This window comes from Streptosporangium oxazolinicum (genome assembly GCF_039537505.1).
Lineage (GTDB): Bacteria > Actinomycetota > Actinomycetes > Streptosporangiales > Streptosporangiaceae > Streptosporangium > Streptosporangium oxazolinicum.
The window spans coordinates 144215-171191 of record NZ_BAABAQ010000016.1; the positions used below are offsets into that span (position 1 = coordinate 144215).

A 26977-nucleotide genomic window follows, 5' to 3' on the forward strand; every position below is an offset into this window, starting at 1 on the left:
CATGGTTTCCACTGGGGGCATGAAGCCCGTTCCCCTGATCTACCTGGCCTCGTACGCCCTGTCACTGCTGGGAAACTCGATCGCCGCGGTGGCTCTCCCCCTGATCGTGTTGCAGACGACGGGAAGCGTCCTCTCCGCCGGGATCCTGTCGGCCGCCACCGCGGTACCGGCCTTCGTCTCGGGTCTGGTCATGGGTGTCGTGATCGACCGGATCAACCGGCGCACGTCGTCGGTGATCACCGATCTGATCTCCGCCGCGTCGCTGGCCGCCCTGCCCGTCGTCGATCTCGTGACCGGGTTGAACCTGGGGTGGTTCATCCTTTTCGGCATCATCGGCGCGGTCGGTGACGTGCCGGGGATGACGGCCCGCGAGGCGATCCTGCCCGCGATCGTACGGGCCGGCGGCGTCCCCGCGCACCGGCTCATGGGTGTCAGGGAGAGCATCGGCGCGTTGATCATGGTGATCGGCCCGGCCGCGGCCGGGAGCCTGCTGGTCCTGTTCGACGGCTCCATGGTGCTCTGGATCACCGCGGGCACCTCGTCCGCGGCGGCGATGCTCACGCTCCTGATCCCGAGGCACGTCGGCGTGATCCCCGCCGGGACCGATCCCGCGTCCTCCTCGCCCGCTTCGGGGTGGGGGCTGTTGAAGGAGGGCTGGCGGGTGCTGTTCCGGCGCGACCGGTTCCTGCTCGCGGTCACGATGCTCAACCTGGTGCTGATCACCGTGATCGTCTCCCTGCAGGGAATCGTCCTCCCCGCGCACTTCACGCTGATCGGCCGGATGGAGACGCTCGGTTTCGTGCTCACCGCGATCGCCGCGGGAACCCTCGTGGGCGGCGGCCTCTACGCCGCTCTGGGGGCACGCGGGTCACGCCGGGCCTGGTTCGTGACCGGGCTGCTGGGCACCGCCGTGGGCATCGGTGTCATCTCGGCCCTTCCCCCGATATGGGTCGTCTTCACCGGCGCGTTCGTGCTGGGGCTCTCCTCGGGACTGCTCGGCGGCCTGCTCGGGGTGCTCATGATCGAACGAATCCCCGAGGACCTGCGCGGTCGCGTCATGGGCACGCAGAACTCCCTCATGATGATCGCGGGACCGGCGGGGATCCTCGCCGCCGCGCTCATCGGCCATCTCGGTGGCCTGGCCGCCGCGGGAATCACCATGGGCGTCGTCTGGGTCGTCACCGTCCTGGCGGCACTCCGCGCGCCCGCGCTGCGTAACCTTGGGGCGGGACAGGAGGTGACCGGGCGTGCGAAGTAGCGAGCTGGCGTCCCTCGCGGACGTGACGGTCCGTACGCTGCGCCACTACCACCGGATCGGCGTCCTGCCCGAGCCCGGCCGCGACCCGAGCGGATACCGGCGCTACACGATCCACGACCTGGTCAGGCTGTTGCGCGTCAAACGGCTCGCCGCGCTCGGGATCCCCCTCCACAAGGTGGCGGGCATCCTCGACTCGGAGGAGGACCACCATGATCTGCTGAGCGACCTCGAACGCGAGCTCGACGCCCAGATCGCCCGCCTCACCAAGCAGAAGACAATGCTGGGGATTATTCGCAAGCACCGCACCCTCCCCGACGTGCCCCCCGAGCTCGCACGGTTCTTCGCGGCCTTCGCCCTGTCGGGCGTCTCACCGGCGATGAACAGGATCGACCGGGAGCAGTCCGTCCTTCTCGCGCATCTCGTCGGCGAGGCCGGCATCGAACACCTCACCGGGTTCTACGAGCACATCGCCGCGCCAGGCACCGCCGAGGTGGTGACAGGGCTCGCCCGGCGCTTCGACCGGCTGGACGCGGACGCGGGTCCGGCGGTCGTCGACCGCCTCGTCGACGACTTCACCGAGCGGGTCGGGAGGATCGTCGTCGAGTTCACCGGGCGGAACGGAGGCGCCGATCTCCTCGACAGGGAGTCGTACGGCCTCTTCTACCAGCACATGCGCGATGCCCTGAACGCCGCGCAGCGGACGGCGCTCTCTCGGATCATGGAAAGGCTGGAGGCGCTCACCGGCCCGCCGGTGACGATCTCGAACCGCTCCCCGGACGCCCCCCGGGAAACCTGAGCGGAGACGTCCGAACCGGCGGGTCGCCCCGCCGGTTCGGGTCATCGGCGATCGGCCGACGACGGTACGAGATCCCGGCGGTCAGCCGGTGACGATCTCGAACTGCTCCCAGGGGCCGATCGCGTCGCGGTTGGCGATGAGCGGCTGCGCGCCCCCGCCATCGGCGCACACGTACTTGCCGTTGACCTGGGCCCGGAGGCTGACCGAGCCGTCCGGGTTGCTGATGATCTGGAAGGTCTCCCAGGCACCGGCCGAGGGACGGTTGGCGATGAGCGGCTGCGCCCCGGCGCCCTCGGCGGCCACGAACTGGTTGTTGAGCTTCGCGCGCAGTCCCACGTTGCCGTTGCCCAGGTCGACGCGCTCGAACTGCTGCGCGGTCCCGACGGACGTCGCGTTCGCGATCAGCGGTGAGCCGTTGGCGGCGGTGACGTAGCGGCCGTTGGCCTTGGCCCGCAGGCCGATCACCGACGGGACCGGCGTGCCCGGCGTCCCGAACCAGCTGAGGTTGACCGCGTTGGCGGCGGCCTGCAGGCCCGCGTCGTTGGGGTGCAGGTGGTCGCCGGTGTCGTAGGCGGGCAGGAACATCGTCGGGTTGGCCGGGTCCCTGAGCGCCGCGTCCTGGTCGAGCACGCCGTCGCAGCCGCTGCCCGCGCCGCGGACGAACGTGTTGTAGGCGACGCGCTGGTTCTCGGCGTCCTGCGACCAGGCCGACCAGCCTCGGTACGGGGTCAGCGTGGAGCAGAAGAACTTGACGTTCCGCTGGTGGGCGCGGTCGATGAGCTGCTTGAGGCCGTCGATGAGCTGCGCCGCGCGGGTCGGCGGCGAGGTCGACGTCAGGTCGTTGATCGGGTCGTCGGAGAAGATCACCCACCGGACGTCCGGCTGGGAGAGCACGTCGCGCTCGAAGCGGTTGATCGCGCTCTGCCCGGCGCCGTCGGCCAGCAGCCGGTTGCCGCTGATGCCCTGGTTGAGCACCCCGACCACCCGGCCGGAGTCGGCCAGGCGGGCGGCCAGCCGGTTGGGCCAGCGCCGGTTGGCGTTGAAGCTGGAGCCGACGCCGTCGGTGATCGAGGCGCCCAGCGTGACGACGGCGCCCTGCGAGGCGGCGTTCTGCACGTCCAGGTTGGCCAGGAAGTAGTAGCTGCCGACCTGCTGGGCGTTCGCGAGGCTCGCGTTCCCGGCGACGTTGCCCGAGGCGATGTAGTTGGTCTGGGACGACACCTGGTGGTAGGTCGCGGGACCGGTCTGCTGCGGCAGGTAGATGCTGACCGCGATGTCCGACTGGGCGGCGACCGTGAAGGCGATGGAGTCGCTGACCGCCAGCCCCCCGGCGGGGACGGTGACGGAGCGCTGGCCGCCGAAGGTCACCACCCGGTCGGTGGCGAGGTCGACGCCGGAGTCGGAGGTGCGCCGGGCCACGTGCACGTTGTCGAAGGTCACCGGCCGGTTGCCGAACGCGTTCGAGAGCTGGACGCGCGCCACCGTGCCGCCGATGCTGGTGCGCACGATCTGACGGATGGTCTGCTGGTTGAACGTGGTGCCGCTGCTCTGCGGCGAGGCCGCCCAGGTGCCGGTCCAGGCGGGGGCCGCGGCGGCGGCCGGGCCCGCCGTCGTACCGGCCGTGCTCGCCGCCAGGACGGCCGCGAGGGCCACTGCGAACAGACGGGAAAAGCCGCGTCGTCTCATGGATTCTCCTGCGAACCGGTGTTACCGCGAACCGAACCCGCGAGACGGCCATGTTACGGACACCCCTCGCCATAGTTCAGCACTTGAATTAACCAACGCGAGATTAGAGCGGTGTATAAACCCCGTCAAGTCATAGATAGGAGGTATTTCTGGCCCTCCACGGGAAGGACTACCCGGTGCTCCGTTGCACCGTTCCCATAAGTACGGTTTTCCGGACATCCCTCCCGGCAGGTCCGGCACATCCGCCCAGATCTCCGCTGATAGGTCCGACCTATCGAGGACTCAGCACCCCGGCCCGAACCGCTTCGTCCGCAGCGGGCCCACCGCCCCATCCGGCGCGCCGTCCACCGCTCGGGCCGTCCGGGCGCCGGTGAACGGGCCGGGTCGTCTATGCGTAGTCGATTATCGAGTGGTACGTCTATTTCCTGTGACCCGACTGACCCGACCGATCGGACCGGCGGAACCGACCGGACCGACCCGGCTCCACGAGCTCGACGTGCTCCGCGGCTTCGCGGTGTGCGGGATCATGGTGGTCAACACCTGGCAGCACACGCGTGACCACCTGAAGGATTCGGACCGCAACGCGGTCGACTGGGCGATCGACAACCTGCTGCAGGGCAGGTTCTATCCGATCTTCTCGTTCCTGTTCGGGCTGAGCTTCGTCCTCTTCCTGAGGTCGGCGGCCGGGCGGACCGAGCACCCCCGGGCCGTGCTGCTGCGCAGGCTGGCGGTGCTCGCGGCCTTCGGCCTGGTCCACCAGTTCTTCAACCACGGCGAGGTGCTCCTGCCGTACGCGATCTTCGGGGTGGTGGTGCTGCTGCCCGCCTCGTTCTTCCCCCAGCCCGCGGTGGTGGTGCTGGGCGTCGCCCTCACCGCGTGGGCGGTGCACCAGGGCGGCGGGACGATCCTCATCCCCGGCGTGTTCGTGCTGGGCATGGCCCTGATGGAGCGCCCGCCACCCGGGTGGCTGCTGCTTCCCACGTTCGTCGCGAGCGTGGTGCTGGGCGTGACACTCACCTGGCTCTGGGTCCGCATCGCCAGGGATCCCGCCCTCTTCTACGGGGCCGTCTACCCGGCCGCCGGGCTCGCCGCCGCCACGGCGTACTGCACCGGGCTGCTGCTCCTGCTGCGGACCCGGCTGCGCGACCCCCTGCGGGCGGTCCTGGCCCCGCTCGGCCGGATGGCCCTGACGAACTACCTGATGAGCACCCCGATCATCCTGCTCTTCGTACCGCTCCTCGTCGCGGACACGACCCGGCTCGCCGGGGTGGCGCTCTCCGCCGTCACCCTGGTGCTCCAGGTGCTGTTCAGCCGCGTGTGGCTGGCCAGGTTCAGGTACGGACCGCTGGAATGGGCGTGGCGGAGCCTCACGTGGATGGAACGAGTGCCGAACAGACGGATAGGGTCACACCCGTGACACGCATCGCCCTCTGCCAGATCCCGGTGGCCGAAGATCCCGCCGCCAACCTGAGCCGTGCCCTCGACGCCCTCGCCGAGGCCGCCGAGGGCGGTGCCGAGCTGGCGATCCTCCCGGAGGCCACCCTCACCCGGTACGGCAGGCGCGTCACCGAGCTCGCCCAGCCACTGGACGGGCCGTTCGTCACCGGGCTGACCCGGGCGGCGCGGGAGCACGGCCTGGCGGTGATCGCGGGGGTGTTCGAGCCCGCCGGAGGCCGGGTCCACAACACCGCGGTCGCCATCGGCCCCTCGGGCTCGATCGAGGCCGCCTACCGGAAGATCCACCTGTTCGACGCCTTCGGCGCCCACGAGTCGGAGCTGGTCGCGCCGGGGGACACCCCGGTCGTGGTGGAGCTGGCCGGGCTCCGGGTGGGCCTGGTCACCTGCTACGACATCCGCTTCCCCGAGCTCACCCGCGCCCTGGTCGACCGGGGGGCCGAGATGTTCGCGGTGATCGCCGCGTGGGGTTCGGGGCCGATGAAGGAGGAACACTGGACCACCCTCGTCAGGGCCCGCGCGATCGAGAACACCACCTGGGTCGCGGCCGTGGGCCAGGCGCCGAATCCGGAGGCCCGCGACGGCTTCGGGATCGGGCGGAGCATGCTGGTCGATCCCATGGGAGTGACACGCACCGACGTGGGCAGCACCCCCGCCGTGCAGACATGCGAAATCGACTCCCAGATCACGATTGCCACCCGGAATGCCGTGCCGTGCCTGGAACACCGGCGGCTCCAGGTCGGCGGATCGTAAAATGCCGACCGTGAGTGAGCCACCTGGGCGTAGAACGCAGATGCAGAAGGTCATACCGCCTCGGCTGCTCGTGCCCTATCTGGCCGGCAGACGCACCGTGATCTCGGGGTACGTGTACCGGGTTCAGGACTGCGCGCGGCTGACCACCCCCGCGCAGCTCTTCGCCGGTCTCGACCTGGGGTTCGAGGGCTCGGAGCTGACCGAGACGGTCCCGGAGATCTACCTGATGCGCTGGTTCGCCCGCGACATGGACGCCTACGTCGTGCCGTACGGCCCGCACATGGGTGGTGACTGGAACGATTCACCGCCCTTCGCCGGAAACGGCTTCACCACCTCGCGGGAGCACGTCGTGCCGCAGTTCCACACCACGCCCATGCCGATCCCCGCCGGGGCCGAGATCATCCACGTGGTCTCCGGCGAGGAGCGGCGCTTCGGCCTCTACGACGGCCTGAGCTGGCGGCCCGCCTCATGAGCGCCGAGATCGAGCCGGTGGCCTCGGGGTTCGCCGCCCGCTACTCGGGCCGTACGTACGCCGCGGCCCTCGGTCCCGGCGGCGCCGAGGTGGTGCTGTTCAACGAGGAGGCCCAGAAGGGCTTCGAGGCGGCCTCCGGCTACTGGCGGCTGGTCGTCGACCGCGAGGAGCTCGACTGGCTGGTGCTGGTCCGCACGGTCGGCGCGTTCGGCGGGGAGCCGTGCCTGGTCCTCGACGTCTCCGAGGAGAACGGCGAGGAAAGCCTGCACATCGCCTACACCGGGCACAGCGGGATGAAGGCCGAGGCGCTCGGTTACTGGATGGTCGACCACGGGGCGTACGAGGTCGTCGTCCCCCGCGACGAGGTCTTCTCCATCAGGATCGAGCGCCTGCCCGTCCCCCTCGCCCCGGAGGGCGCGGAGCCGTAGCGGCGGGGGACGGCCACGGAGCTCCCGGCCTCGCGGGGTGGGGGACGTCGGCCGGAGTGCCTCAGCGCCGGACGTCCTCGCGGAGCAGGATCACGACCAGCAGGGCGATCCCCGCCATCAGGACGGCGTTGATCGCCGCGGTCAGGTGGAAGCCCTGGACGAACGCGGCGCGTGCCGTGCCGAGAAGCCCGGACGCGAGACGTTCGGGAAGGCTTTCCGCGACCGCCACCGCGGCGCTGAGGCTGTCGTGTGCGACCTCGGGCACCCGGGCCACCTCGGGCACCTGGGCCGATGAGATCCGCCCCCGGTAGACCGCGGTGATGACGCTGCCGAGGACCGCGATGCCGAGCGCGCCGCCGAGCTGGGGCACCACCGAGGCGATCGCCGCCGTGGCGCCGGACCGGTGAGGCGGCGCGGAGCCGATGACCAGGTTGGTGGCGAGCGCCATCATCGGCCCCAGCCCCGCGGAGACGACGACGGTCCCGGCCACCAGGACGGCGAGCCCGTCCGCCCCCTGCGTCCGGGTGAGCACGAGATGGCCGACGGCGGACACCGCCAGTCCCGTGGCGATCACGACGGAGGGGCGGACCCTCCGCGCGATCCGGGGAGCCAGGAGGGATCCGGCGATGACACCCGCCGCCGAGGGCGCCGTCCACAGGCCCGCCTCCAGGGGTGACAGGCCGTGTACGAGTTGCAGATACTGCGCGACGGCGTAGTTGGAACCCCACAGGACGAAGATGCCGAGTGCCAGCGTGCCGGCCGCGGCGCTGAACGTCCGTCCGGCGAAAAGGCGCAGATCGACGAGGGGATCGGCGAGCGTGCGCTGCCTGCGGACGAAGGCCCCCGCCAGCGCGAGCCCGGTCACGACCGCGACCGCGGACGTCACCTCGGGGCCGTCGGCCGCGATCTGCTTGAGCCCGTAGACCACCGGCAGCACCGCGCCCAGTGACAGCAGTGCGCCGGCCACGTCCAGCCGCCTCGTGACGGCGTCCCGGCGCTCCGGCAGCAGCGCCGGACCCGCGATCAGCAGCAGCGTCATGAAGGGTACGGCCAGCAGGAACGCCGACCCCCACCAGAACCGTTCCAGCAGCCACCCTCCCACCAGCGGGCCGATCGCCGTACCTCCCGAGACGGCGGCGACGATGACCCCGATGGCCACCGCCCGCTGTCGTGGATCGGCGAACATGGACGTGACCAGGGACAGCGTGGACGGCATGAGCGTCGATCCGGCGACCCCCATCAGCGCCCGTGCGACGATCAGGCTCCCCGCGTCGGGCGCGTAGGCGGCCAGGACCGAGGCCACGCCGTACGCCACCGCCCCGATCAGCAGCAACCGGCGGCGGCCGATCCGGTCACCCAGCGCGCCCATGGTGACGAGCGACCCGGCCAGCAGGAAGGCGTAGACGTCCACGATCCACAACAGCTGGGTGCCGCTCGCCGCCAGATCCTCGCCGATGGCGGGTAACGCGAGGTTCGTCACGGTCAGTTCGAGGGAGGCGAGGAGGGCGGGCAGTGTCAGCACCGCGAGGCCGGCCCACTCCCGCCTTCCCGCCGTGGCCGGATTGGTCATGGTCATGGTCATGGCCATCAGGATGGAACCTCAACCATGATTGAGGTCAAGCGCCGACGGCCGTGCCGTGACGCCGGAGGGCGACCGGTGCCCGGACAGGTGAGACCGATGCCCACCGGTGCGGGACCGGCGGGCATGACGCCCGTTCCCCCAGCTCACGCTGAACCCGCGATCCCTCAAGCTCACGCCGAACCCACGGCAGCGGGTCCCTCAGCTCACGCCGAGCCCTCGGTAACGGGCCAGCCGGGCGGCGAGGCGGTCGGCGGGGGCCTGTCCCAGCAGTCCCGCGATCTCGTACTCCAGGGTGCGCGCGACCCGGACACAGAACGCCTCCGGCTCGTAGGCGGCGTCGGGGAACTCCGGGATGATCCGGTCAACGAGGCCGTTCCGGCGCAGGTCGGTGGATCTCACACCCTGCGCCGCGGCGATCTCCGAGGCGAAGTCGACGCTCCGGTACAGCAGCGCCGAGGCCCCCTCGGGAGACAGCGGCGACAGCCAGCCGTGCTGGGCGCAGAGCACCCGGTCGGCGGGGAGCAGCGCGAGGGCGGCACCGCCCGCGCCCTCCCCCAGCAGCAGGCACACGGTCGGGGCGTCGAGCATCACCAGGTCGGCCACGGAACGCGCGATCTCCGCGGCCAGGCCACCCTCCTCGGCCGCCTTGGACAGCGCGGCCCCGGCGGTGTCGATCACGGTGACCAGCGGCAACCCCAGCCCGGAGGCGAGACGCATGCCCCGCCTGGCGACCCGGAGCCCGGCCGGGCCGAGCGGGGCGTCGATCCGCTGGTGCCGCCGGTCCTGACCGAGCACGACCGCGGGAGCCTCGCCGAACCTGGCCAGGGCGAGGATGAGCCCGGGGTCGTTCTCGCCCACGCCGGTGCCGTTGAGCGGGGTGACGTCGGAGGCGCCGAGCTTGAGCAGCGCCCGGACCCCGGGGCGGTCGTCGCGGCGGGAACGGCTGATCGCGTCCCACGCCTGGACCGTCGGGACCCGCTCGTCCGGCTCGGGCCCCGGATCCAGGCCTCGACGGGGGGCGCACAGCACGGCGAGCGCCCGTACGGCGACCCGCCGGGCGTCCTCCGCCGACACGACGGCGTCGACCAGGCCGTGGGCGAAGAGGTTCTCCGAGACCTGGACGCCCTCGGGGAACGGGTAGCCGTGCAGCGACTCGAACACCCTCGGCCCCAAGAAGCCGATCAGCGCGCCCGGCTCGGCGGCGGTGACGTGCCCGAGCGACCCCCAGGAGGCGAAGACGCCGCCGGTGGTGGGATGGCGCAGGTAGACGACGTACGGCAACCCCGCGGCGCGGTGCGCGGCCACGGCGGCGGTGATCTTCACCATCTGGACGAAGGCCACCGCGCCCTCCTGCATCCGGGTCCCGCCAGAGGCGGGGGCGGCGAGCAGCGGGAGTTTCTCGGCGGTGGCCCGCTCGACCGCGGCGGTGAGCCGCTCGGCGGCGGCCACCCCGATCGAACCGGCCAGGAAGGAGAACTCGCACGCGACGATCGCCACCCGGCGCCCCTCCAGCAGGCCCTCTCCGGTGATCACCGACTCGTCGTATCCCGTCTTGGCCCGGACCGCGGCCAGCTCCTCGGCGTACCCCGAACCGGGCGCGGCGGGATCGGCGGGCGGTTCGTCCCACGACACCCACGTCCCGGGATCGAGAAAGGTGTCGATCAGCGTGCGCGCGTCGGGCCGTGCCGGGGTCATGCCCGCGCCCCGCGGGCGCGGAGGAGGGACACCCGCGCTATGTGGAACGGCACGTGGGCGTGAGCAGACGATGCCCGCGCTATGTGGAACGGCACGCGGGCGCGGCCGGAGGACACCCGCGCTTCACCGGACGGCACACGCACGCGGAGAGGGGATACCCGCACCCCGTGGAACGGCACGCGGGCATGAGCGGAGGGTGCCCACGCTCCACCGGAAGGCACGCGGGCGTGGGCGGGGGGTGTGCCTGTCATCGCTCCCGCTCCTCCAGCCAGGCGAGAACCTCGTCTCCGTGCTCGCCGAGGGCGGGCGGGGCGGTGTGGCGCACGGGCGGGTCGCCGTCGAAGCGGAGCGGCGGTCCGGGCAGCTCGATGACGCCGAGCACGGGGTGGTCCACCTCGACGACCAGGCCCTGGGAGCGGGTCTGGTCCCAGGCGTAGACCTCGTCGAGGGACCTGATGGCCCCGGCGGGCACCCCGGCCTCGCCGAGCGCGACCAGCCAGTGCCCTCTGTCGTGCTTGACGAGCGCCTGCTCCATGTCGGCGATCAGCTCGTCCCGATGCGCAAACCTCTCCCTGTTGGTCGCATATTTCGCGACATATGGGTCGATGTCCAGCAAGGCGGCGACCTTGCGCCACTGCGCGTCGTTCGCCGCCGCGATCTGGATCATGCCGTCGGCACAGTGGAAGGCGCCGTACGGGGCGATGGAGGCGTGGTGGTTGCCGCCCGCCCGCGGCACCTGGCCGCCCACCGTCCAGGCCGTACCGTGGTAGGAGTGCACCCCGGTCACCGCGGCCAGCAGCGAGGTCCGCACGACCTTGCCCCGCCCGGTCCGCTCCCGCTCGTAGAGCGCGGCGACCACGCCGTACGCGCCGTGGATGCCCCCGAGCAGGTCCGCCACCGAGGCGCCCACCCGGTACGGCTCCTCGGCCGACGGGCCGGTCAGGCTCATCAGCCCCGCCTCGCCCTGCGCGATCTGGTCGTAGCCGGGCCTGCCGCCCTCCGGGCCGTCATGGCCGAAACCGGTGATCGACAGGACGACCAGGCGGGGGTTGAGCTCGTGCAGCCGTTCGACGGAGAAGCCCAGCCGGTCCAGGACCCCGGTGCGGAAGTTCTCCACCAGCACGTCGCTCTGCCGCACCAGCCGCTCGATGAGCGATTTGCCCTCGGCGGACTTGAGATCGACGGCGATCGACTGTTTGTTGCGATTGGCCGCGAGGAAATAGGTGGAGATGTCGTGGTCGGGGCCCACGAACGGCGGACCCCAGCCCCGCGACTCGTCACCTCCCGCGGGATGCTCGACCTTGATCACGCGGGCGCCCAGGTCACCGAGCATCTGCGCGGCGTGCGGGCCCGCGAGCGCGCGAGAGAGATCGAGGACGACGATGTCGCCGAGTGCTCCCTGCAAGATCAACCTCCGGTACGTGGTGGCCGAACCCGGTCGGAAAGACGTCTCCCCCGCTCCCGGCTTGCTCGTCATCAGACCACTTGGCACGATATCCGGACGGAGGAACACCCATGATCTCCCATACCATCACCGGACGGGACGGGAGGGGGCGAGATCACGAGGATGTATCAGTCACGATCCCCCTCCCGTACGACTCCCGTACGCCTCCGGCCGGAGAGCCCGGGGATCACCCACGCACCGTCTCGCTCAGGCGCAACACCAAACCCTCCGCCTGACCACCACAGACCGCCAACCAGAGATCCAAAAGCCTTTCCATGCGGCACTTCTCCCAAAAAGCGGAATTTTCCCCATCGGCGGAAGCGGCACGAGAGACCTACGATCTCGTTCGACTTCGTTACAATGCCAACATCTAGATCGTTTCAGAGAATGAACATCGCAACGACGAAGCATCACCCCCCTGAGCAACTAAAGAATTTCCCCCCTCTCCCCTCATAGAACCGCAGGTCAACAAGCGTCGACAGCTTCCTCGTCAACGGAGCACCGGCCACCCTCATAGCGTTCATCGGTTGACAAGGAAGCTGTTGGTACGACTCGACAGCTGAGAAGCCACGTCGCCAGTGAGTGAGTTGTCCCGCCCCACATGTAGACGACGGCAACCTTTTGCCGAACAGCATGGTCACATTCTTTGTGATGTCCAGCCGGCATCTCGCGGAAAATCACCATCAAGCAAAGCGCCGAAGACTTTCCTGATTTGCCGCATGATGGCTTGTACGTCTATTCCGCTCTTGATGCCCTCTCGGATGGTCGGCTACGAGCCTGCCCTCGCCCGTCCTGTTCTTCCCGCCCCTCTCGGTGCGCCGGCATCGGAGACTCGGCCGTTGACGGGAGGGCCGCGGCGATGCAGTCGAGGACACGCTGGAGCCCGGACCGGAACTGGTCGTCGCGACTCAGGTGCGGCCGGCGCGCCTCCATCACAATCTTGGTGAAGATCGGGTACTCCCCGCTCTTCACCAGTCGATCGACGTACGAGTAGCTTCGCGCCATCCACTCCGACTCGCTGAGCCCGCTGCGGCGGAATTCCTCGGCCGAGCTGATCTCCTCGCGGACGGTGCCCTCAACGTAGCTGTTCAGCATGGCCACGAGGCCGAGGTTCTCGTCGATGGAGACGAAGGCGTCGAGCACTCCCATCAGCCGTTCGATCAAGAGCAGCTGGTTGGGGCCCAGGCCGGGGAGTGATCGCTGCACGGTGGCGATCCACGGGTGCCTCAGCCACATGGCTCGCAGCCCGTCGGCGTAGCGGGTCAGGTCGGCGCGCCAGTCGCCCGAGGGCATGCCCGCGACGTCGATCTCGCCCATCAGCCGGTCGGCCACGAGCTCGACCAGGTTGTCGCGGCTCGGGACGTACCGGTAGAGGGACATCGCGCCCGCGCCGATCTCAGCGGCGATCCGCCGCATGGTGGCGGCCTCAAGCCCTTCGGCGTCGGCGATCCGGATAGCCGCCTCGGTGATCTGCGCGCGGCTGTAGACCGGCTTCGGCCCGCGGGCGGGGCGTTCGGGCCGCATCCAGATGTTCACGTACTCGGCGTCGGCCACCGTCTCCTCCTCCCCAGTTGCGTACATGGTACCCAGTAATCTAACCTGACCCGAAATCGCGTACAACGTACCCAGTGGAGGGGTCATGTCTGATCCGATCGTGGTCGCCGAGGGGCTGCACAAGTCCTTCGGCGACACCCATGCGTTACGGGGGCTGGACCTGAGCGTCCCGAGAGGAACGGTCTGCGGCGTGCTGGGGCCCAACGGCGCGGGGAAGACGACCGCGGTGCGCATCCTGGCGACCTTGTCCGATCCCGATGCCGGGCACGCCCGCATCGCCGGATACGACGTCGTCCGCGAGGCCGGCAAGGTGCGCGCCAGGATCGGGCTCGCGGGCCAGTACGCCGCCGTGGACGAGAAGCTCACCGGCCGTGGCAACCTGCGCATGTTCGGGCGCCTCTCCCACCTGTCCCGGCGCGAGGCGCACCGGCGGGCCGACGAGCTGCTCGAACGCTTCGGTCTGATGGACGCCGCCGATCGGCAGGTCACCGGCTACTCCGGCGGCATGCGGCGCCGCCTCGACCTGATCACCAGCCTCATCCTGCGCCCCGAGGTGCTCTTCCTGGACGAACCGACCACCGGCCTGGACCCGCGCAGCCGCGGCGAGATCTGGGACAACGTCCGCGAACTGGTGGCGGACGGCACCACGGTGCTGCTCACCACGCAGTACCTGGACGAGGCCGACCGACTGGCCGACGACATCGCCGTCGTCGACCACGGACAGGTGATCGCCACGGGCACACCCGACGAGCTGAAGGCCACGATCGGCGACCGCCTCGACGTCGTCCTCGAAGACCCCGCCGCCCTGCGTCCGGCGGCGACCGTGCTGAAGGCCCTGGCCGGGACCGATCCCACGACGACCGGCGCCGACCGGCTCAGCGTCGCCCTGCCGGGCGGCGGCTTCCGGCTCGCCGACATCGTGCGCGAGCTCGATCGCGCCGGGGTCGCCGCAGCCGACGTGCGGCTGCGCCGCCCCACCCTCGACGAGGTGTTCCTACGCCTCACCGACCGGAAGGAGCTGGTCCGATGACCGGCCTCGCCCCGCCGCTGGGCCGCCGCCTGCGGTGGACGTTCACCGACGGGCTGACCCTGGTCGGCCGCGAGCTGGGACGGCTGCGACACGATCCCGGCGAACTCGTCGTGGCGCTGATCTTCCCGGCCGTCATGGTGGTGCTGTTCGGGTACGTCTTCGGCAGCGCGATCCAGGTGCCGGACGGCGGCGACTACCGCGAGTACCTCATGCCCGGCCTGTTCGCGATGGTGACCTTCTCCTCGGTGATGGGGGTCATGACGCGGATGGCCACCGACGCCTCCCGAGGCGTGATGGACCGGTTCCGCTCCATGCCGATGGCGCGCTTGGCGGTGCCGTTCGGGCAGACCGGCGCCGACCTGCTGATCGGCCTGCTGATGCTGGCCATCATGGTGGGCGCGGGCCTGCTGGTGGGCTGGCAGCCGCACCGCGGCCTAATTCCCACGGCCCAGGCGTTCCTGCTGATGATCGTGCTGCGGTACGCGCTGAGCTGGGTGGGCGTCTATGTGGGCCTGGCGGTGAAGAACGACCAGGTCGCCGACGCGATGGTGCCGCTGTTCCTGCCGTTCACGATGCTGTCGAACGCGTTCGTCCCGACCGACGGCATGCCGGGCTGGCTGCGCTTCCTGGCCGACTGGAACCCGGTGAGCGCGCTCACCGCCGCCTCACGGGAGCTGTTCGGCAACCTGGGCGCCCCGTCGGGAAACGTGGCCTGGCCACTCGCGTATCCGGTGACCGCCGTCCTGCTCTGGTCGGCCGCGCTACTGGTGATCTTCGTCCCACTGTCGCTCCGCGCCTACACGCGCAGAGGACGCTGAACGCTCCAGGCATCTGCAGACCGCGTGTTCTCCCCCGAAAGGCATCAAAATGGCACAAAACATCCACGAAGAGGTGCAGCAGATCCTGGACTGGGCCGCCGAGGACAGCATTCCCGGTATCGTCGCCGAAGTTCACGACGCCGACGGAACATGGTTCGGCGCCGCGGGAATGGCCGACCTCGCCACCGGGCATCGGCGTCAGCCCGGGGAGCACCTCCACATCGGCAGCTCCGGTAAGGCCTTCACCGCCGCCACCGTACTGGCCCTGGCAGCCGAAGGCAGGCTGAGCCTCGAGGACCCGGTGAACACATGGCTGCCCGGCGTCATGGAGACGGGCGGCTACGACGGTGACAAGATCACCATCCGACATCTGCTCAACCACACCAGCGGCCTGTTCCTCACCGGCCTCGCACCAGAACTACAACACAGCATCGCCGCGCGACCAACCCGCATCTGGACCACCTCCGAGCTGGTGAAGCTCGCGGTGTCCCAGCCGCCGGTCGGCGAGCCGGGCGAGCGGTTCATCTACTCCAACGGCGGCTACTACCTGGCCGGCGCGATCATCGAGAAGGTCACCGGCAACACCTACGCCGCCGAAGTCGAACGCACGGTCATCCGGCCGCTCGACCTGACCCACACCTACGTACGGCCCGCCGACGCCACAGGCTATCTCCACCCGCATCCCACGGCCTACGTCGCCGGCGCCCTCAAGGATGGCGTCGACCCGGCGACGCTCACCGCGGAGAACTGGGCGTCAATGATCGACCATGACAAGCCGCCCGTCGACGTCACCGCGCTCAACACCTCATGGGGCTGGGCGGCCGGCGGCATCGTCTCCACCACCGAAGACCTGACCCACTTTCTCAAGGCGATCGCGACCGGCGGCCTGCTGCCACCGGCTCAGCACCACGAGATGTGGACCATGGTCGCCAATGACAGCGTCGTCTGGTTGCCGCACGCCCGCTATGGCCTCGGCGTGATCGAGTTCGACAGCGCGGGGATGGACGGCCTGACCGTGCGTGGCGTCAGCGGCACACTCCCGGGATCCTTCACCCTCGCACTGAGCACCGGCGACGGCCGGCGGAGCGTCGTCATCCACACCAACATCGAGCCGAAGACCTTGGACATCCCCATCAAGATCATCAAGGCGATGTACGGCGTCGCCCTCGGCTGACCCGGCACTGCGACCACCGACAAGATCGAGACCCACAACGCTTCCTCCCAGTGGCTCGGGTTCGGCGACAACGGCGTGATCGCTCACAATGACCCCGACGAGCGGGAAAAGCCGATCAAGCTCAACACGCCGCAACGCCCTGGACCTGATGGACATGGTGCACACCCTGGCGGCCGGGTGGCCGCCGTGTTCGGACGGCCTGTCGGTCCCGCATCTGCGGGAATGCTCCTGCTTTTGGCGAGATGTACGCCGTGAATGTCCGTTATCACTGCGCCTGCGGGACAGTCCGCCACCGCTCGGACTTTCCCTTCGACCACGTCCCCGACACCGTGCCCGCAGAGACGGTATTCACTTAAGTCACCGATTGTCGTCGGATCGCCCCGCGAGGGTGCTCCCGCCCCCGGCACCCCGTGAATCACGGTGTACGGACAGGGATGCAAAACGAGCCGGGGCCCGCACCTCGGAAGAAGTGCGGGCCCCGGCCCGTGATGTGCAGGTGCTACTAGACGGGAACGATGTTCTCCGCCTGCGGGCCCTTCTGGCCCTGCGTGACGTCGAAGGAGACCTTCTGGCCTTCCTGCAGCTCACGGTAGCCCTGGGTGGCGATGTTGGAGTAGTGGGCGAAGACGTCGGCGCCGCCGCCGTCCTGCTCGATGAAGCCGAAGCCCTTTTCGGAGTTGAACCACTTAACAGTGCCGGTCGCCATAATTACTCTCCTTCGATAGGGGGCAGAGCCGGGATCCACACCGCGTGGATCCCGCGTCGCCGCGATAGCCCATCCGGAGATGACCGGGAAAACAAAATGCACCTGAAGGGTTATCCGTCAGGTGCACACAAAGTTTCATGGGTACCACAACCGCAACTACGCCCAGGCTAGCACCTGTCCGGAGCAACCCACGAGCCCACCCCGGCCGGGATACGGAACCGATGACGATCATCCGCCGCCCGGCCGTTCCCCACGCGCCGATGCCCGCTTGCGCGCGCCCGGAAGCATGATCACGGCGTCCAGGAGCACGATCACGGCGAAGGCGGCGATCGTCGCGATCTCCGGTGCCCTCGTCCTCGGCGGTCTCACCGTCACCCGTACCCTCCGTCACCGGGGATGAGCCGTCCCGCGAGTGTCACCTGAGGTCCACCTCCGCGTACGGCAGGCCGCCCGACAGGGTGGGGAAGCCCGGACCCCGGTCGAAGAAGGGCCGGGCCGCCGGATCGGCCTGGAGGAGGGCGCGCAGGTCGGCGCGGCGGGTCTCGGTGGCCTCGGTGTCCACCCGGAGGTCGTCGGGGTCGCCGTACAGGACGACCCCGTAGTCGTCGCGGGCGCCGTCGGCGGAGACCTTGCCGTCGCGGACGTCGGCGGCCACCAGGGCGGGGTCGCGGTCCAGCGGGGAGCCCCAGCCGCCGCCGCCCGTGGTGCGCACCCGGATGATCTCACCGGCGCGGACCGGCGAGTCGTCCACCAGGCCCTCCATCTCCCTGCCCTCGATCTCCACGACGAAGGGCCGTCCGGCCCGGCCGCCGTTCACGCCCCAGCACGACAGGATCGAACGGTCGGCGATGGACATGAACGAGGCGTCGCGGAGCATCCGCAGGTGCTTGTCGTAGCCGAGGCCGCCCCGGTAGAGGCCGGGTCCGCCGGAGTCGCGGGCCAGACCGAGCCGCTCGACCCGGAACGGCCAGCGGGACTCGGCGAACTCGACCGGGATGTTGCGCGAGTCGGGCACCACGTGGATGGTGTCCTCACCGTCGGCGTACCACCGGCCGCCGGAGCCACCGCCGAGAACCTCCCTCATCAGGTACGGGGTGCCGTCGGCGCCGTCGCCGTAGACGCCGGTGTAGCGGATGGTCTCCTGGTCGGCGGGCATCCGGCCGCCGGTCGCCTTGGCCAGCACCCCCGCCAGCACGCCCAGCAGGCGCAGGATCACGAACGTGCGGGCGTTGGTGGGGGCGGGGAAAATAGGGGTGAGCAGGGTGCCCTTCTCGGGGAACCGCATCTCGATGAGGGGCACGACCCCCTCGTTGACGTCGAGTTCGGCCATCCGCTCGGGGGTGTCGGCCAGGTTGCGCAGGATCGGCGCGAGCCACTTCTTCAGGAACACCCCGTCGGCGTAGTCGCCCGCGTGGTTGATCGGGCCCTTGGCCTGCGGGGAGGTGCCGGTGAAGTCGATGATCAGAGGCGAGTCGGCGGAGTGGTCGACGGTGAGGGTCATCCGCTGCGTGTGCAGGCGGGGCTCGTCGACGCCGTCGTGCTCGGCGTAGTCCTCCCACACGTGCGTGCCCTCGGGGATCTTGGCCAGCAGTTCCCTGCGGAACGTCTCGGTGGTGTTGGAGACGATCGCGTCGAAGCACGCCTCGACCGCCTCGCGCCCGTAGCGGTCGAACAGCTCCCCCAGCCGCCGCGCGCCCATCAGGCAGGCCGAGCACTCGGCGTCCAGGTCCCCGGCGAGGGAGTCGGGCATCCGGGAGTTGCGCGTCATGATCGTGAGTGCCGCCCGGTTGGGCACGCCCTCGTCCCACAGCTTGATCGGCGGGACCATCAGCCCCTCCTCGAACACGCTGCGCGCGTTGCTCGGCATGGAGCCCGGTACCGCTCCGCCGATGTCGTCGTGGTGGCCGAACGCCTGCACGAAGGCGACGACCTGCCCATCGTGGAAGACCGGGACCGTCACGCACAGGTCGGGCAGGTGGCCGATGCCGCCCTCGGACAGGTAGACGTCGTTGTGGAAGAACACGTCGCCGGGTCTCATCTCGCCGACCGGGAAGTCCCTGACGATCGGCTGGACCAGCGCCGAGTAGGACCTGCCGGTCAGTTTGCGCAGCCGTACGTCGTGGATGCCCGCGCGGAAGTCGTGCGCGTCGCGGATCATGGGTGAGCGGGCGGTACGGGCGATGGCCGTCTCCACCTCCATCTCCACCGACGCGAGCGTCCCCTCCACGATCTCCACCAGCACCGGGTCGGCCATGCTCACCGGCCGCCCGTCCGTGGTCGCCGGTCCCTCACCGCGCCGGGTTCGCTGTGCACTCATCGGTCGCTCACCGCTCCTCGCTCACTGCACGGACTACTCGCCCCTCGAGGACCACTCCGCTTATCGCGCCGGGTTCGTCGCGCGCTCATCGGTCGCTCATCGCGCCGGGTTCGCTCCGCGTCACGCACGGCGTACCTCCAGGTTTCCGAACTCGTCCACGGTCGCGGTGAAGCCGGGGTGGAGCGGCAGGGTGGAGCCGTACTCCTCGATGACCGCCGGGCCGGTGATCTCCGCTCCTGTGGCCAGGTCGGAGCGGCGGTGGATGGGGACGGTGACCCACTCGTCGTAGAAGACCTCGCGGAAGGCCGTGGGCTCGGGCCTCCGGTCGCCGTGGGGTCTGCGGCCGATGACGGGGCGGATGATCGGGCCGATGCCGGAGACGCGGAGGTTGACCCACTCGACACCGTGCCGGGGATCGTCCCGGTAGCCGTACCCGTAGAGCCTGTGGTGCTCGGTGTGGAAGCGGTCCAGCACCTCGGCCCGCCACTCCTCGTCCGGCGGGCCGGAGGGCGCGGGCACCCTGACCTCGTACGCCTGGCCGTAGTAGCGCAGGTCGGCGCTGCGCGCGTAGACGTGCGCCTCGGTGGCGAAGCCCTCGCGGTCCAGGGCCGAGGCGGCCTGCCCCTCCAGGTCGCCGAAGATCTCCTGGGCGGCCTCCGGGGAGAGGTCGCGGGTGACGAAGGTACGCACGTAGTCGTTCTTGACGTCCACGGTGAGCAGCCCGAAGGCCGAGACGTTGCCCGGGTCGGGCGGGACGATCACCGATGGCAGGCCGAGGATGTCGACCAACCGGCAGACCAGCAGCGGTCCCGAGCCGCCGAAGGCGACCATGGGGAAGTCGCGCACGTCCAGGCCGCGCTTGACGGTGATCTGGCGGATCGCGTTCGACTGGTTGAACGCGCTGATCTCCAGGATGCCCGCCGCGGTCCGTTCGGGGGACAGCCCTATCTTGCCCGCGAACGCCTCGATCCCCTCGCGGGCGGCGTCGGCGTCGAGCGGGATCTCCCCGCCGAGCAGGTGCGGGGGGACCCGGCCGAGGAAGACGTGCGCGTCGGTGACGGTGACCTCGGTGCCGCCCCGGCCGTAGCAGAGCGGCCCCGGGTCGGCCCCGGCCGATCTGGGGCCGACCTTCAGCGTGCCCTCGGGGGAGATCCACGCGACGGAGCCGCCGCCCGCGCCGACGGTCACGATGTCGATCATCGGGATCTTGCAGGGGTAGCGGCCGATGCTGCCCTCGGTGGTCAGGGACGGTTCCCCGTCGACGACCACCGCGACGTCGGTCGAGGTGCCGCCGCCGTCCAGGGTGATCACCGAGGGGCGGCCCGCGGTGGAGGCGATCAGCGCGGCGCCGAGCGCGCCCGCGGCCGGTCCCGAGAGCACGGTGGTGATCGGCTGGTGTACGACCTCGGCCGCGGACAGCACGCCGCCGTTGCTCTTCATGACGGAGAACGGCATGCCGTCCGCGTCCCGCGCGCGGCTCGCCGCCTCCAGGCGTTCGGCCAGGTTGGCGATGTAGCGGCGCATGGTCGGTTTGACCGCCGCGTCGACCAGGGTGGTGACCGACCGCTCGTACTCGCGGTACTCGCGCAGCACGTCACACGAGATCGAGACGACGGCGTCCGGGTGCTCCCGTTCGAGGATCTCCCGCATGCGCAGTTCGTGGGCGGGGTTGGCGTACGAGTGCAGGAGGCACACGCCGATCGCGGTGACGCCGCGGTCGCGGAACCACCGGGCCGTCGCGACGGCCTGTTCCTCGTCGAACGGCCGTACCTCGGCTCCGGTGTGGTCCAGGCGCCCGCCGATGGTCCTGACCCGGTGCACCGGGACGATACGGGGTGGTTTCACCCAGAAGTAGGAGTTGCCGTAGCCGTCCGGCACGCTCTGGCGGGCGATCTCCAGGATGAACTCGAAGCCCTCGGTGGTGACGAAGCCCAGGTCGGCGATGCGGTCTTCGAGGAGCTGGTTCGTGGCGACCGTGGTGCCGTGCACGACGGCCGACACGGCCTCCATGGTCACGTCCTCCGCACCGGCCGCCTTCCGCAGGACTTTCCGCACCCCCTCCATGAACCCGTCGGCCGGGTTGGCGGGGGTGGAGGGAGTCTTGGTCGTGGTGATCTCACCGGTCTGTTCGTCCACCGCGACCACGTCGGTGAACGTGCCTCCGGTGTCGACCCCGATACGGACGCTGCGCATGACCCCGTGTCTACCCAGTCCCGGCGAGTCCACAAATCGGCGGACCCTGCCGAAGCTGCGCCCGATCCTTGGGCAGTGCTTGGGCAGGGCTCAAACAGGGCTCGGACAAGGCTCGGGCAGTGCTTGGGCAGGGTCGGCGGGAGGCGGCCTCTCCGGAGACGCTCCCGCCGTCACCGGTCACGGGCCGGGAGGCCGCGGGAACGGACCCTAGCGGCGGCGGGGACCCATGGTGGTGTTGATCACCGCGTCGGCGTCGTGCGCGTGGATCTTGGCGGCGAGGCGGATGGCCATCTCGTTCGTACGGCGCAGCTCGGCCTCGACCCGGTCCTTGCCGGACTGGCCGACCTGCACGCCGAAGTAGGCGCCGATGATCGCGCCCGAGACCCCGACGAGCCCGGCGAACGGCGCGGCCGTGTCGCCCTCGCGCAGCGCGATCACCACGAAGCCGATCAGGATGACCATGAGCCCCGTGACGACGACGTAGAACCCGTACCGCCAGCGAGCCGCCTCGGCCTGGGCGGCGACGGCCTCGTCCTCGGTCATCATCGCCGCGAGCGCCGCGGGCATCTCCGTGGTCTCCGTACTGGAGGGGCCGGAGGGTCCGGAGGTCACGACGGCCGGTGTCTTGCCGAGGGGTGGAGCGGAATTGTTGGTGGTCGTCACAGATTCTCCCACTTTTCGATGGACCAAAAGGAATCTCCCACGGTTTTCACCGTCAAGCCAAGTCGGGTCATGTCATGGCCTGTCAACCGAGGATCACCCACTCCTACCAGCGCATCTTCCTGCTAAACGTCCCCATACGGCTCACAGTTCACTGTCATGTGTAGATCGTTATCTTTCGGGCGGACGTACGAGGACGAACCACCATGAAACATGGAGATCACGATCCGTGAGCGGCCCACTAAACCGCGATCGGATGAGGTAGAAGACATTCACCTACTTTCATCCGGTTCTCAGAGGTATCTGTGACGAAGCTCCCCCGGCTCCTGCGGCTCCTCGTGGCGCCGCTGTCCGCCGCCGCCCTCCTTCTCACCGTGTTCTCCACCCCCGCCCGTGCCGACACCGACCCTGTGCTCGCCGCCCAGTGGCAGATCGCGTGGGACACCTACAGGTTCTACGAGTGCCTGGCCGCTCCCCTCCCGATAACAGGACGCAGCCAGGTCAAGCGCGACATATCCATTGAGATCAACGCGCCGGTGGAGCACGTGTTCGACGCCTACTCGAACATCAACAACCACATCGGCATGCACTCGTTCCTGAAGCGGGTCGTCACCCACGCCGACCGGACCGAGGCCGGGACGCGCTACGTCGACTTCACGGCCGTGGAGGACATCCCGGTCGCCGGGGTGCCCGTCACCGCCAACACGCACGCGCAGCAGCGCATCCACCGCGACGACCTCTACTACGAGACCGACACCTGGACGCTGCCGAACGTCGTCACGCACCAGAGGATCGTCTTCGAGGACCTGGGCGACGGGCGGACGCGCGTCACCGAGCATCTCACCTTCGAGGCGAGCATCCTGCTCATCGACTTCACCGTGACGAACGGCGTCTCCTCCCACCAGGCGACGCAGGCGGGCCTCAAGGCGGCCATCGAGAGCGGCGAGCTCTGACCCACCGGCCGAGGGGGCCCGCCCCCTCGGTTCTCCCGCCCTTCCCAGCCCCCGGCTCCCCCGGCTCTCCCGGGCGGGCCGGAAGCCTCTCCCCATGAGACCGGAGACGTCCCCGCCGTGCCCGGCGGGAGATCCCGTACGCTCCGAGCGGCAGATCGATCATCAGGGGTGGAGATCGCGGAGCGTAGCCGCAGTACTAGGCTGGCGCCCCGTGACCGAATTGTCTGCCCTCTCCGCCGTTCCCTCCGGTTCCCGGGACGGAGTGTTGCGCTTCTACTTCGGGCCGATGGACTGCGGCAAGTCCACGCTGGCCCTGCAGATGAACTACAACCACGGCCGCCAGGGCAGGCGCGGCCTGGTGCTCACCAAGCACGACCGCTCGGGAACACCGCAGGTCACCAGCCGGATCGGCCTGGGCAGCGAGGCCGTCGAGGTCGTCGACGACCTCGACCTGGTGGCCCTGGTCCGCGCGCACGAGCCCATCGACTACGTCATCTGCGACGAGGCGTGCTTCTACACGGTCGCCCAGATCGAGCAGCTCGCCGATCTCACCGACGGCTACGGCGTCGACGTCTACGCCTTCGGCCTGGCCTCGGACTTCCGCTCGCGGATGTTCCCCGCCGCCCAGCGGCTGTTCGAGCTGGCCGACGAGATCAGCCGCCTGCAGGTCGAGGTCCTGTGCTGGTGCGGACGCCCCGGGCGCCTGAACGCCCGGGTCGTCGGCGGCAGGATGGTCCGTACGGGCGAGCAGGTCGTCATCGGCGACACGGGCGCCGACCCAATCCGCTACCAGGTCCTGTGCCGCCGCCACCACCGCTCCGGCGAGCTCGGCCTGCCCGTCTGATACCCGCCGGGCGGGAGGAGCGTCCCGACCGGCGGATGTCAGACGGGGCAGTATCCCTCGTCGTCGCAGGCGTCTCCACCGGTCGTGGCGGCCTTGACGGCCCTGGCGGCAGGTGACTGGCCGGTGCGCTCGGCGACCTCTTCGAGGGCGGCGAGCAGGGTGTCCTCGGGCTGGGCGCCGGACACGGCGAACTGACCCTCGAAAAGGAACAGCGGCACCGAGCTGACGCCGATGGCGCGGGCCTGGGCCAGCTCCTCCCGCACCGCCGCCGCGCCGTCCTCCCCGTCCAGGTCGGCCTGTACGCCGACCTCCCGGGCCAGCCCGGTAAGGACCTCGCGGGAGCCGACGTCGAGGCCGTCGGTGAAGTGGGCGCGGAAGAGGGCGTAGAGCGCCTCCTCTCCCTTACCCTGCTCCCCGGCGAGCCGGATGAGGCGGTGCGCGTCGAAGGTGTTGGCCTGGATCGAGTGATCGAAGTCCAGCACCAGCCCGTCCTCGGCGGCGACCCCGGTCACCCTCTCGAACATCTGGGCGGCCTGCTCGGCCCCGCCGAACTTCGCCGCGGCCCAGGTGAGCGTGAGCTCGCCGTTGGACTTCGCGTCCGGCGCGAGCTGGAACGGCCTGAACTCGATTTCCACCTCACCGCCCTTGGCCCGGTAGCGCTCCACGGCGCGGGCGAAGCGGGTGTGGCCGATATAGCACCAGGGGCAGACGACGTCTGAGTAAATTTCAACCTTCACACAACGCTGCAACCGGCACGGGAACCCACTGATTCCGCCGATTCGCCTCGCCTGATTCGTCCCGTCACCCACCGGCTGGAACGGTGGGGTGTTCACGTCCGGCGACGGGGATCAGTAGGGCAGCGGCCTTCCCGACGGGCTCCGCAGGTCCAGCACGCCCCGGGCGGGGCGTCGTGGACGCTTGCGGATCCGGATCTGACGGTGCATCGTTCGGGACTCCTGTCGTGTGCGTGTACGGGCCTGGCCTGCCGATTCCCATCGTGCGCCGCCGTCCGGGCGGCGCGAATCACTCATATCGCCTACGTCGCCTATATCGTTCAAGCCGTCCGGATCGTTCAGGTCGTCCGGATCGTTCAGGTCGTCCGGATCGTTCAGGCCGCTCGGATCGTTCGGTCTATCCAAATCGTTCAAGCCATCCAGATCGTTCAGGCCATCCGGATCGTTCGGGCCGTCCATGAGGAGGGATTCTCCTGTCGCGGCGGGTTCCGGTGAGGTTCCCCGGCCCCCTCAGGCCGCCGTACCGTCGGGATGCGCGGGGGCGGCCAGTTCGAACCAGCTGACCTTTCCCATGGGCGTGCGGTCGCTGCCCCAGTGGTCGGAAAGCATGTCGATCAGTTGCAGCCCGCGCCCTCCCTCGTCGTCCTCACGGGCGTCGCGTGGGCTGGGCAGGGCCGGATTGGCGTCACCCACCTCGCAGCGCAGCGTTCCGTCCCGGTAGGAGATGGTGAGCCGGATCGGCCCCCACGCGTGGCGCAGCGCGTTGGTGACGAGCTCGCTGGTGAGCAGCCGGGCGATCTCGCCCTGCCCGTCGATCCCCCACTGGGCCAGCCGGTCGCCGATCAGCCACCGGGCCCTGGGCACCGAGGCCGGGATGGGAAAGAGCGGCCAGGACGCCCTCTTGGGACGGGACCGGGGGAACGGGACGGCGACCGCGCAGAGGGCGAGAACGGTGAACGGTCTCATACCGGCCTCCCGCAGGGGCCGCGATGGGCGGGAATACCGCGTCCGTCGGGCAGGAGCTCCCCGGTGTCATCGAAGACCACCACACCGTTGCAGAGCAGCCCCCATCCCTGCTCGGGATGAGAGATCATGAGACGAGCCGCCTCATGATCGCGAGCGTCCGCGGGCGGACAGGCGGGCATGTGCTGACACACGGCTCTACTCCGATCTTGATTGGCCACGAAAGGGACCTTACGCAAGCCCGAGCGAGGGATCGTCCTCACCGGCTCGCCTCCGGCTCAGCGACGACGAGATCGGTTCCCTCTCCGGACGGGAGGGGGACCACCCCGCTTCCACTCCCCGGCGGCGGCACTTTCGCGCGCTCGCGCCTCCGTGCACTTCGGCGTATCTCGGCGCGGCCGGTTCGCGGCGGACGGTTCCGGCTGTGACCAGGCCCCGTCGGCGGCCACATCCACCCGTTCGATGACCTTTACGTGACGTGGAATCTTCTGTCACGATCCCCAGGCGAACACGGTGTTGATTTTGCCGCCGTTTATGTGTTGATTCATCTGTGTTTACACCCGTATGTGTTAAGCGTCGATAGAACTATGGTCTTGTCCTGGTAGAGCATTCTTTGCAGTACGAGATTCTTCCTGCGCCAGGTAAAGGCGGACGACGGCGAGGGGTCCCGGACAGGCCCCGAGGGATGAGGCTCCCCGCCGACCCCCACCTGCGGGGCGCCCTTCCGCGGATCCACAGCCTTCATCCCGCCCAAAAACCAGAACAGGTTTCAGGAGGTGTAGACGACGGACCAGGGGCGATTCGACGTGAAGGACAGCCTGCTCAGTCCGGTGAAGGGCGGGGAGGTCCTGGACTTCGGCGACTACGTCGTCGAGGTGGTGGCGTCGCTGCACAGCCGCAACGCCAATTACTCCGTGGTCTTCCCCGGGGTCCGGCTGACCAGGCCGGAACACAGGCCGGAGAACATCTCCGAGCTGCCCGAGGGCGACACCCTGGCGTTCCAGGTGACGGTCAAGGGCGGCCCGTCGGTTTTCCTCATGGGCGACAGCGACTTCGTCGAGCGTAACCTCACCGGTCTCGCCCCGGACGTCGCGATGATTCCCACCACCACCTCCTCGTCGTCCACGTACGACCACGTGCCGCGCCTCCTGCGGGCTCTGGACATGCCGCGGGTGGTCGTACCGGTGCACTGGGACAACTTCGAGGTGGAACTGCGGAACCCATCGCGGACCGACGAGAAGTCGAGGAAGAGCCTCGCCGAGCTCGTCGCGGCGGTGCGCGGCGTCAGTCCCAAGGCGAAAGTCGTGATCCCGGACTATCTGACACCGCACACCTTCGGCTGACACCCGCGCCAGAACGGGCACCTTCCTCCACGGAGGCGGGGCCCCACAAGGGGGAGGGAATCACGGGGCGAGGGAAACCGTGGCCCCCACCGACGGCCCGCCCTACCGATCCGCTTCAC

General features: G+C 69.7%; 26 protein-coding genes. 12 read left to right on the forward strand and 14 right to left on the reverse strand.

Annotation, left to right across the window (positions count from 1 at the left end):
- Nucleotides 1-19 precede the first annotated feature (19 nt).
- Nucleotides 20-1258 carry an MFS transporter gene (locus tag ABD817_RS34200; RefSeq protein ID WP_344922475.1) on the forward strand — a complete coding sequence of 413 codons (1239 nt, stop codon included), beginning with the start codon at nucleotides 20-22 and terminating at the stop codon, nucleotides 1256-1258.
- Nucleotides 1248-2054 (forward strand): helix-turn-helix domain-containing protein, encoded by an 807-nt coding sequence (locus tag ABD817_RS34205; protein ID WP_344922476.1) that lies wholly within the window; start codon nucleotides 1248-1250, stop codon nucleotides 2052-2054. The genes ABD817_RS34200 and ABD817_RS34205 overlap by 11 nt, the downstream gene beginning before the upstream one ends.
- An 81-nt stretch (nucleotides 2055-2135) precedes the next feature.
- Here the strand turns inward: ABD817_RS34205 and ABD817_RS34210 are convergent, their stop codons facing one another.
- Nucleotides 2136-3740 carry a GDSL-type esterase/lipase family protein gene (locus ABD817_RS34210; protein WP_344922477.1) on the reverse strand — a complete coding sequence of 535 codons (1605 nt, stop codon included), beginning with the start codon at nucleotides 3738-3740 and terminating at the stop codon, nucleotides 2136-2138.
- Nucleotides 3741-4167: 427 nt separating this feature from the next.
- On the opposite strand from ABD817_RS34210, the gene ABD817_RS34215 reads away from it, so the two are divergent.
- From ABD817_RS34215 to ABD817_RS34230, 4 genes are read left to right on the forward strand one after another with little or no spacing between them, the layout of a single operon-like run.
- Nucleotides 4168-5157, forward strand: coding sequence for a DUF418 domain-containing protein (locus ABD817_RS34215; protein ID WP_344922479.1), 990 nt, complete (start codon nucleotides 4168-4170; stop codon nucleotides 5155-5157).
- Nucleotides 5154-5948, forward strand: a complete 795-nt coding sequence (locus tag ABD817_RS34220) for a carbon-nitrogen hydrolase family protein (protein ID WP_344922480.1) — start codon at nucleotides 5154-5156, stop codon at nucleotides 5946-5948. The genes ABD817_RS34215 and ABD817_RS34220 overlap by 4 nt, the downstream gene beginning before the upstream one ends.
- A gap of 10 nt (nucleotides 5949-5958) precedes the next feature.
- The gene (locus ABD817_RS34225) at nucleotides 5959-6420 is read left to right on the forward strand and encodes a hypothetical protein (RefSeq protein WP_344922481.1); all 462 of its coding nucleotides are present in this window, start codon (nucleotides 5959-5961) and stop codon (nucleotides 6418-6420) included.
- Nucleotides 6417-6848: a hypothetical protein gene (locus ABD817_RS34230; RefSeq protein ID WP_344922482.1), complete on the forward strand. Its 432-nt coding sequence runs from the start codon at nucleotides 6417-6419 to the stop codon at nucleotides 6846-6848. Before ABD817_RS34225 ends, ABD817_RS34230 begins: the two co-directional genes overlap by 4 nt.
- Nucleotides 6849-6909: 61 nt before the next feature.
- Here ABD817_RS34230 and ABD817_RS34235 read toward each other — a convergent pair whose 3' ends face one another.
- The 4 genes from ABD817_RS34235 to ABD817_RS34250 form a co-directional block, all read right to left on the reverse strand.
- Nucleotides 6910-8430, reverse strand: coding sequence for an MFS transporter (locus ABD817_RS34235; RefSeq protein ID WP_344922483.1), 1521 nt, complete (start codon nucleotides 8428-8430; stop codon nucleotides 6910-6912).
- Nucleotides 8431-8628: 198 nt separating this feature from the next.
- Complete coding sequence (locus ABD817_RS34240) at nucleotides 8629-10125, reverse strand: carboxyl transferase domain-containing protein (RefSeq protein WP_344922485.1); 1497 nt, start codon at nucleotides 10123-10125, stop codon at nucleotides 8629-8631.
- Nucleotides 10126-10372: 247 nt separating this feature from the next.
- Nucleotides 10373-11530: a CaiB/BaiF CoA transferase family protein gene (locus ABD817_RS34245; RefSeq protein WP_344922486.1), complete on the reverse strand. Its 1158-nt coding sequence runs from the start codon at nucleotides 11528-11530 to the stop codon at nucleotides 10373-10375.
- A gap of 774 nt (nucleotides 11531-12304) precedes the next feature.
- Complete coding sequence (locus ABD817_RS34250; RefSeq protein ID WP_344922487.1) at nucleotides 12305-13150, reverse strand: TetR/AcrR family transcriptional regulator; 846 nt, start codon at nucleotides 13148-13150, stop codon at nucleotides 12305-12307.
- 58 nt (nucleotides 13151-13208) lie between these two features.
- Here ABD817_RS34250 and ABD817_RS34255 point away from each other — a divergent pair, with 58 nt between their 5' ends.
- The 3 genes from ABD817_RS34255 to ABD817_RS34265 are packed head-to-tail and all read left to right on the forward strand — an operon-like array spanning nucleotide 13209 to nucleotide 16145.
- Nucleotides 13209-14153 (forward strand): ATP-binding cassette domain-containing protein, encoded by a 945-nt coding sequence (locus tag ABD817_RS34255; protein ID WP_344922488.1) that lies wholly within the window; start codon nucleotides 13209-13211, stop codon nucleotides 14151-14153.
- On the forward strand, nucleotides 14150-14971 hold the full coding sequence (locus ABD817_RS34260) for an ABC transporter permease (protein WP_344922489.1): 822 nt from the start codon (nucleotides 14150-14152) through the stop codon (nucleotides 14969-14971). Before ABD817_RS34255 ends, ABD817_RS34260 begins: the two co-directional genes overlap by 4 nt.
- Before the next feature lie 49 nt (nucleotides 14972-15020).
- Nucleotides 15021-16145 carry a serine hydrolase domain-containing protein gene (locus ABD817_RS34265; RefSeq protein ID WP_344922490.1) on the forward strand — a complete coding sequence of 375 codons (1125 nt, stop codon included), beginning with the start codon at nucleotides 15021-15023 and terminating at the stop codon, nucleotides 16143-16145.
- A 502-nt stretch (nucleotides 16146-16647) separates the two neighbouring features.
- Here the strand turns inward: ABD817_RS34265 and ABD817_RS34270 are convergent.
- The 5 genes from ABD817_RS34270 to ABD817_RS34290 form a co-directional block, all read right to left on the reverse strand.
- Complete coding sequence (locus tag ABD817_RS34270) at nucleotides 16648-16851, reverse strand: cold-shock protein (protein WP_343967313.1); 204 nt, start codon at nucleotides 16849-16851, stop codon at nucleotides 16648-16650.
- Between the two features lie 228 nt (nucleotides 16852-17079).
- On the reverse strand, nucleotides 17080-17226 hold the full coding sequence (locus ABD817_RS34275; protein ID WP_344922491.1) for a hypothetical protein: 147 nt from the start codon (nucleotides 17224-17226) through the stop codon (nucleotides 17080-17082).
- A 40-nt stretch (nucleotides 17227-17266) separates the two neighbouring features.
- The gene (locus tag ABD817_RS34280) at nucleotides 17267-19168 is read right to left on the reverse strand and encodes a hydantoinase B/oxoprolinase family protein (protein ID WP_344922492.1); all 1902 of its coding nucleotides are present in this window, start codon (nucleotides 19166-19168) and stop codon (nucleotides 17267-17269) included.
- Between the two features lie 120 nt (nucleotides 19169-19288).
- Entirely contained in the window at nucleotides 19289-21361 is a 2073-nt protein-coding gene (locus ABD817_RS34285; protein ID WP_344922494.1) for a hydantoinase/oxoprolinase family protein, read from the reverse strand.
- 207 nt (nucleotides 21362-21568) lie between these two features.
- On the reverse strand, nucleotides 21569-22024 hold the full coding sequence (locus ABD817_RS34290; protein WP_344922496.1) for a hypothetical protein: 456 nt from the start codon (nucleotides 22022-22024) through the stop codon (nucleotides 21569-21571).
- Nucleotides 22025-22326: 302 nt separating this feature from the next.
- Here ABD817_RS34290 and ABD817_RS34295 point away from each other — a divergent pair, with 302 nt between their 5' ends.
- Nucleotides 22327-22974 carry an SRPBCC family protein gene (locus ABD817_RS34295; protein WP_344922497.1) on the forward strand — a complete coding sequence of 216 codons (648 nt, stop codon included), beginning with the start codon at nucleotides 22327-22329 and terminating at the stop codon, nucleotides 22972-22974.
- Nucleotides 22975-23185: 211 nt separating this feature from the next.
- Complete coding sequence (locus tag ABD817_RS34300; protein ID WP_344922499.1) at nucleotides 23186-23818, forward strand: thymidine kinase; 633 nt, start codon at nucleotides 23186-23188, stop codon at nucleotides 23816-23818.
- Between the two features lie 38 nt (nucleotides 23819-23856).
- On the opposite strand, the gene ABD817_RS34305 is transcribed toward ABD817_RS34300, so the two are convergent.
- The 4 genes from ABD817_RS34305 to ABD817_RS34320 form a co-directional block, all read right to left on the reverse strand.
- A complete protein-coding gene (locus ABD817_RS34305) occupies nucleotides 23857-24555 on the reverse strand; it encodes a DsbA family oxidoreductase (protein ID WP_344922501.1) in 699 nt (232 codons plus the stop codon).
- A gap of 111 nt (nucleotides 24556-24666) precedes the next feature.
- Entirely contained in the window at nucleotides 24667-25011 is a 345-nt protein-coding gene (locus ABD817_RS34310) for a hypothetical protein (protein ID WP_344922502.1), read from the reverse strand.
- Nucleotides 25012-25062: 51 nt separating this feature from the next.
- Nucleotides 25063-25518: an ATP-binding protein gene (locus tag ABD817_RS34315; RefSeq protein WP_344922503.1), complete on the reverse strand. Its 456-nt coding sequence runs from the start codon at nucleotides 25516-25518 to the stop codon at nucleotides 25063-25065.
- A complete protein-coding gene (locus ABD817_RS34320; RefSeq protein WP_344922504.1) occupies nucleotides 25515-25709 on the reverse strand; it encodes a DUF5999 family protein in 195 nt (64 codons plus the stop codon). Before ABD817_RS34320 ends, ABD817_RS34315 begins: the two co-directional genes overlap by 4 nt.
- Before the next feature lie 612 nt (nucleotides 25710-26321).
- On the opposite strand from ABD817_RS34320, the gene ABD817_RS34325 reads away from it, so the two are divergent.
- On the forward strand, nucleotides 26322-26858 hold the full coding sequence (locus ABD817_RS34325) for an MBL fold metallo-hydrolase (protein WP_344922506.1): 537 nt from the start codon (nucleotides 26322-26324) through the stop codon (nucleotides 26856-26858).
- Nucleotides 26859-26977 lie beyond the last annotated feature (119 nt).

Excerpts from the sequence above, each read along its gene's own strand:
- ABD817_RS34210 (WP_344922477.1), bottom strand. The coding sequence starts at position 3,740 with ATGAGACGACGCGGCTTTTCCCGTCTGTTCGCAGTGGCCCTCGCGGCC.
- ABD817_RS34265 (WP_344922490.1), top strand. The coding sequence starts at position 15,021 with ATGGCACAAAACATCCACGAAGAGGTGCAGCAGATCCTGGACTGGGCC.
- ABD817_RS34240 (WP_344922485.1), bottom strand. The coding sequence starts at position 10,125 with ATGACCCCGGCACGGCCCGACGCGCGCACGCTGATCGACACCTTTCTC.
- ABD817_RS34315 (WP_344922503.1), bottom strand. The coding sequence starts at position 25,518 with ATGAGACCGTTCACCGTTCTCGCCCTCTGCGCGGTCGCCGTCCCGTTC.
- ABD817_RS34280 (WP_344922492.1), bottom strand. The coding sequence starts at position 19,168 with ATGAGTGCACAGCGAACCCGGCGCGGTGAGGGACCGGCGACCACGGAC.
- ABD817_RS34270 (WP_343967313.1), bottom strand. The coding sequence starts at position 16,851 with ATGGCGACCGGCACTGTTAAGTGGTTCAACTCCGAAAAGGGCTTCGGC.
- ABD817_RS34230 (WP_344922482.1), top strand. The coding sequence starts at position 6,417 with ATGAGCGCCGAGATCGAGCCGGTGGCCTCGGGGTTCGCCGCCCGCTAC.
- ABD817_RS34260 (WP_344922489.1), top strand. The coding sequence starts at position 14,150 with ATGACCGGCCTCGCCCCGCCGCTGGGCCGCCGCCTGCGGTGGACGTTC.
- ABD817_RS34235 (WP_344922483.1), bottom strand. The coding sequence starts at position 8,430 with ATGACCATGACCATGACCAATCCGGCCACGGCGGGAAGGCGGGAGTGG.
- ABD817_RS34285 (WP_344922494.1), bottom strand. The coding sequence starts at position 21,361 with ATGCGCAGCGTCCGTATCGGGGTCGACACCGGAGGCACGTTCACCGAC.
- ABD817_RS34200 (WP_344922475.1), top strand. The coding sequence starts at position 20 with ATGAAGCCCGTTCCCCTGATCTACCTGGCCTCGTACGCCCTGTCACTG.
- ABD817_RS34250 (WP_344922487.1), bottom strand. The coding sequence starts at position 13,150 with ATGTACGCAACTGGGGAGGAGGAGACGGTGGCCGACGCCGAGTACGTG.
- ABD817_RS34310 (WP_344922502.1), bottom strand. The coding sequence starts at position 25,011 with ATGGACGGCCCGAACGATCCGGATGGCCTGAACGATCTGGATGGCTTG.
- ABD817_RS34255 (WP_344922488.1), top strand. The coding sequence starts at position 13,209 with ATGTCTGATCCGATCGTGGTCGCCGAGGGGCTGCACAAGTCCTTCGGC.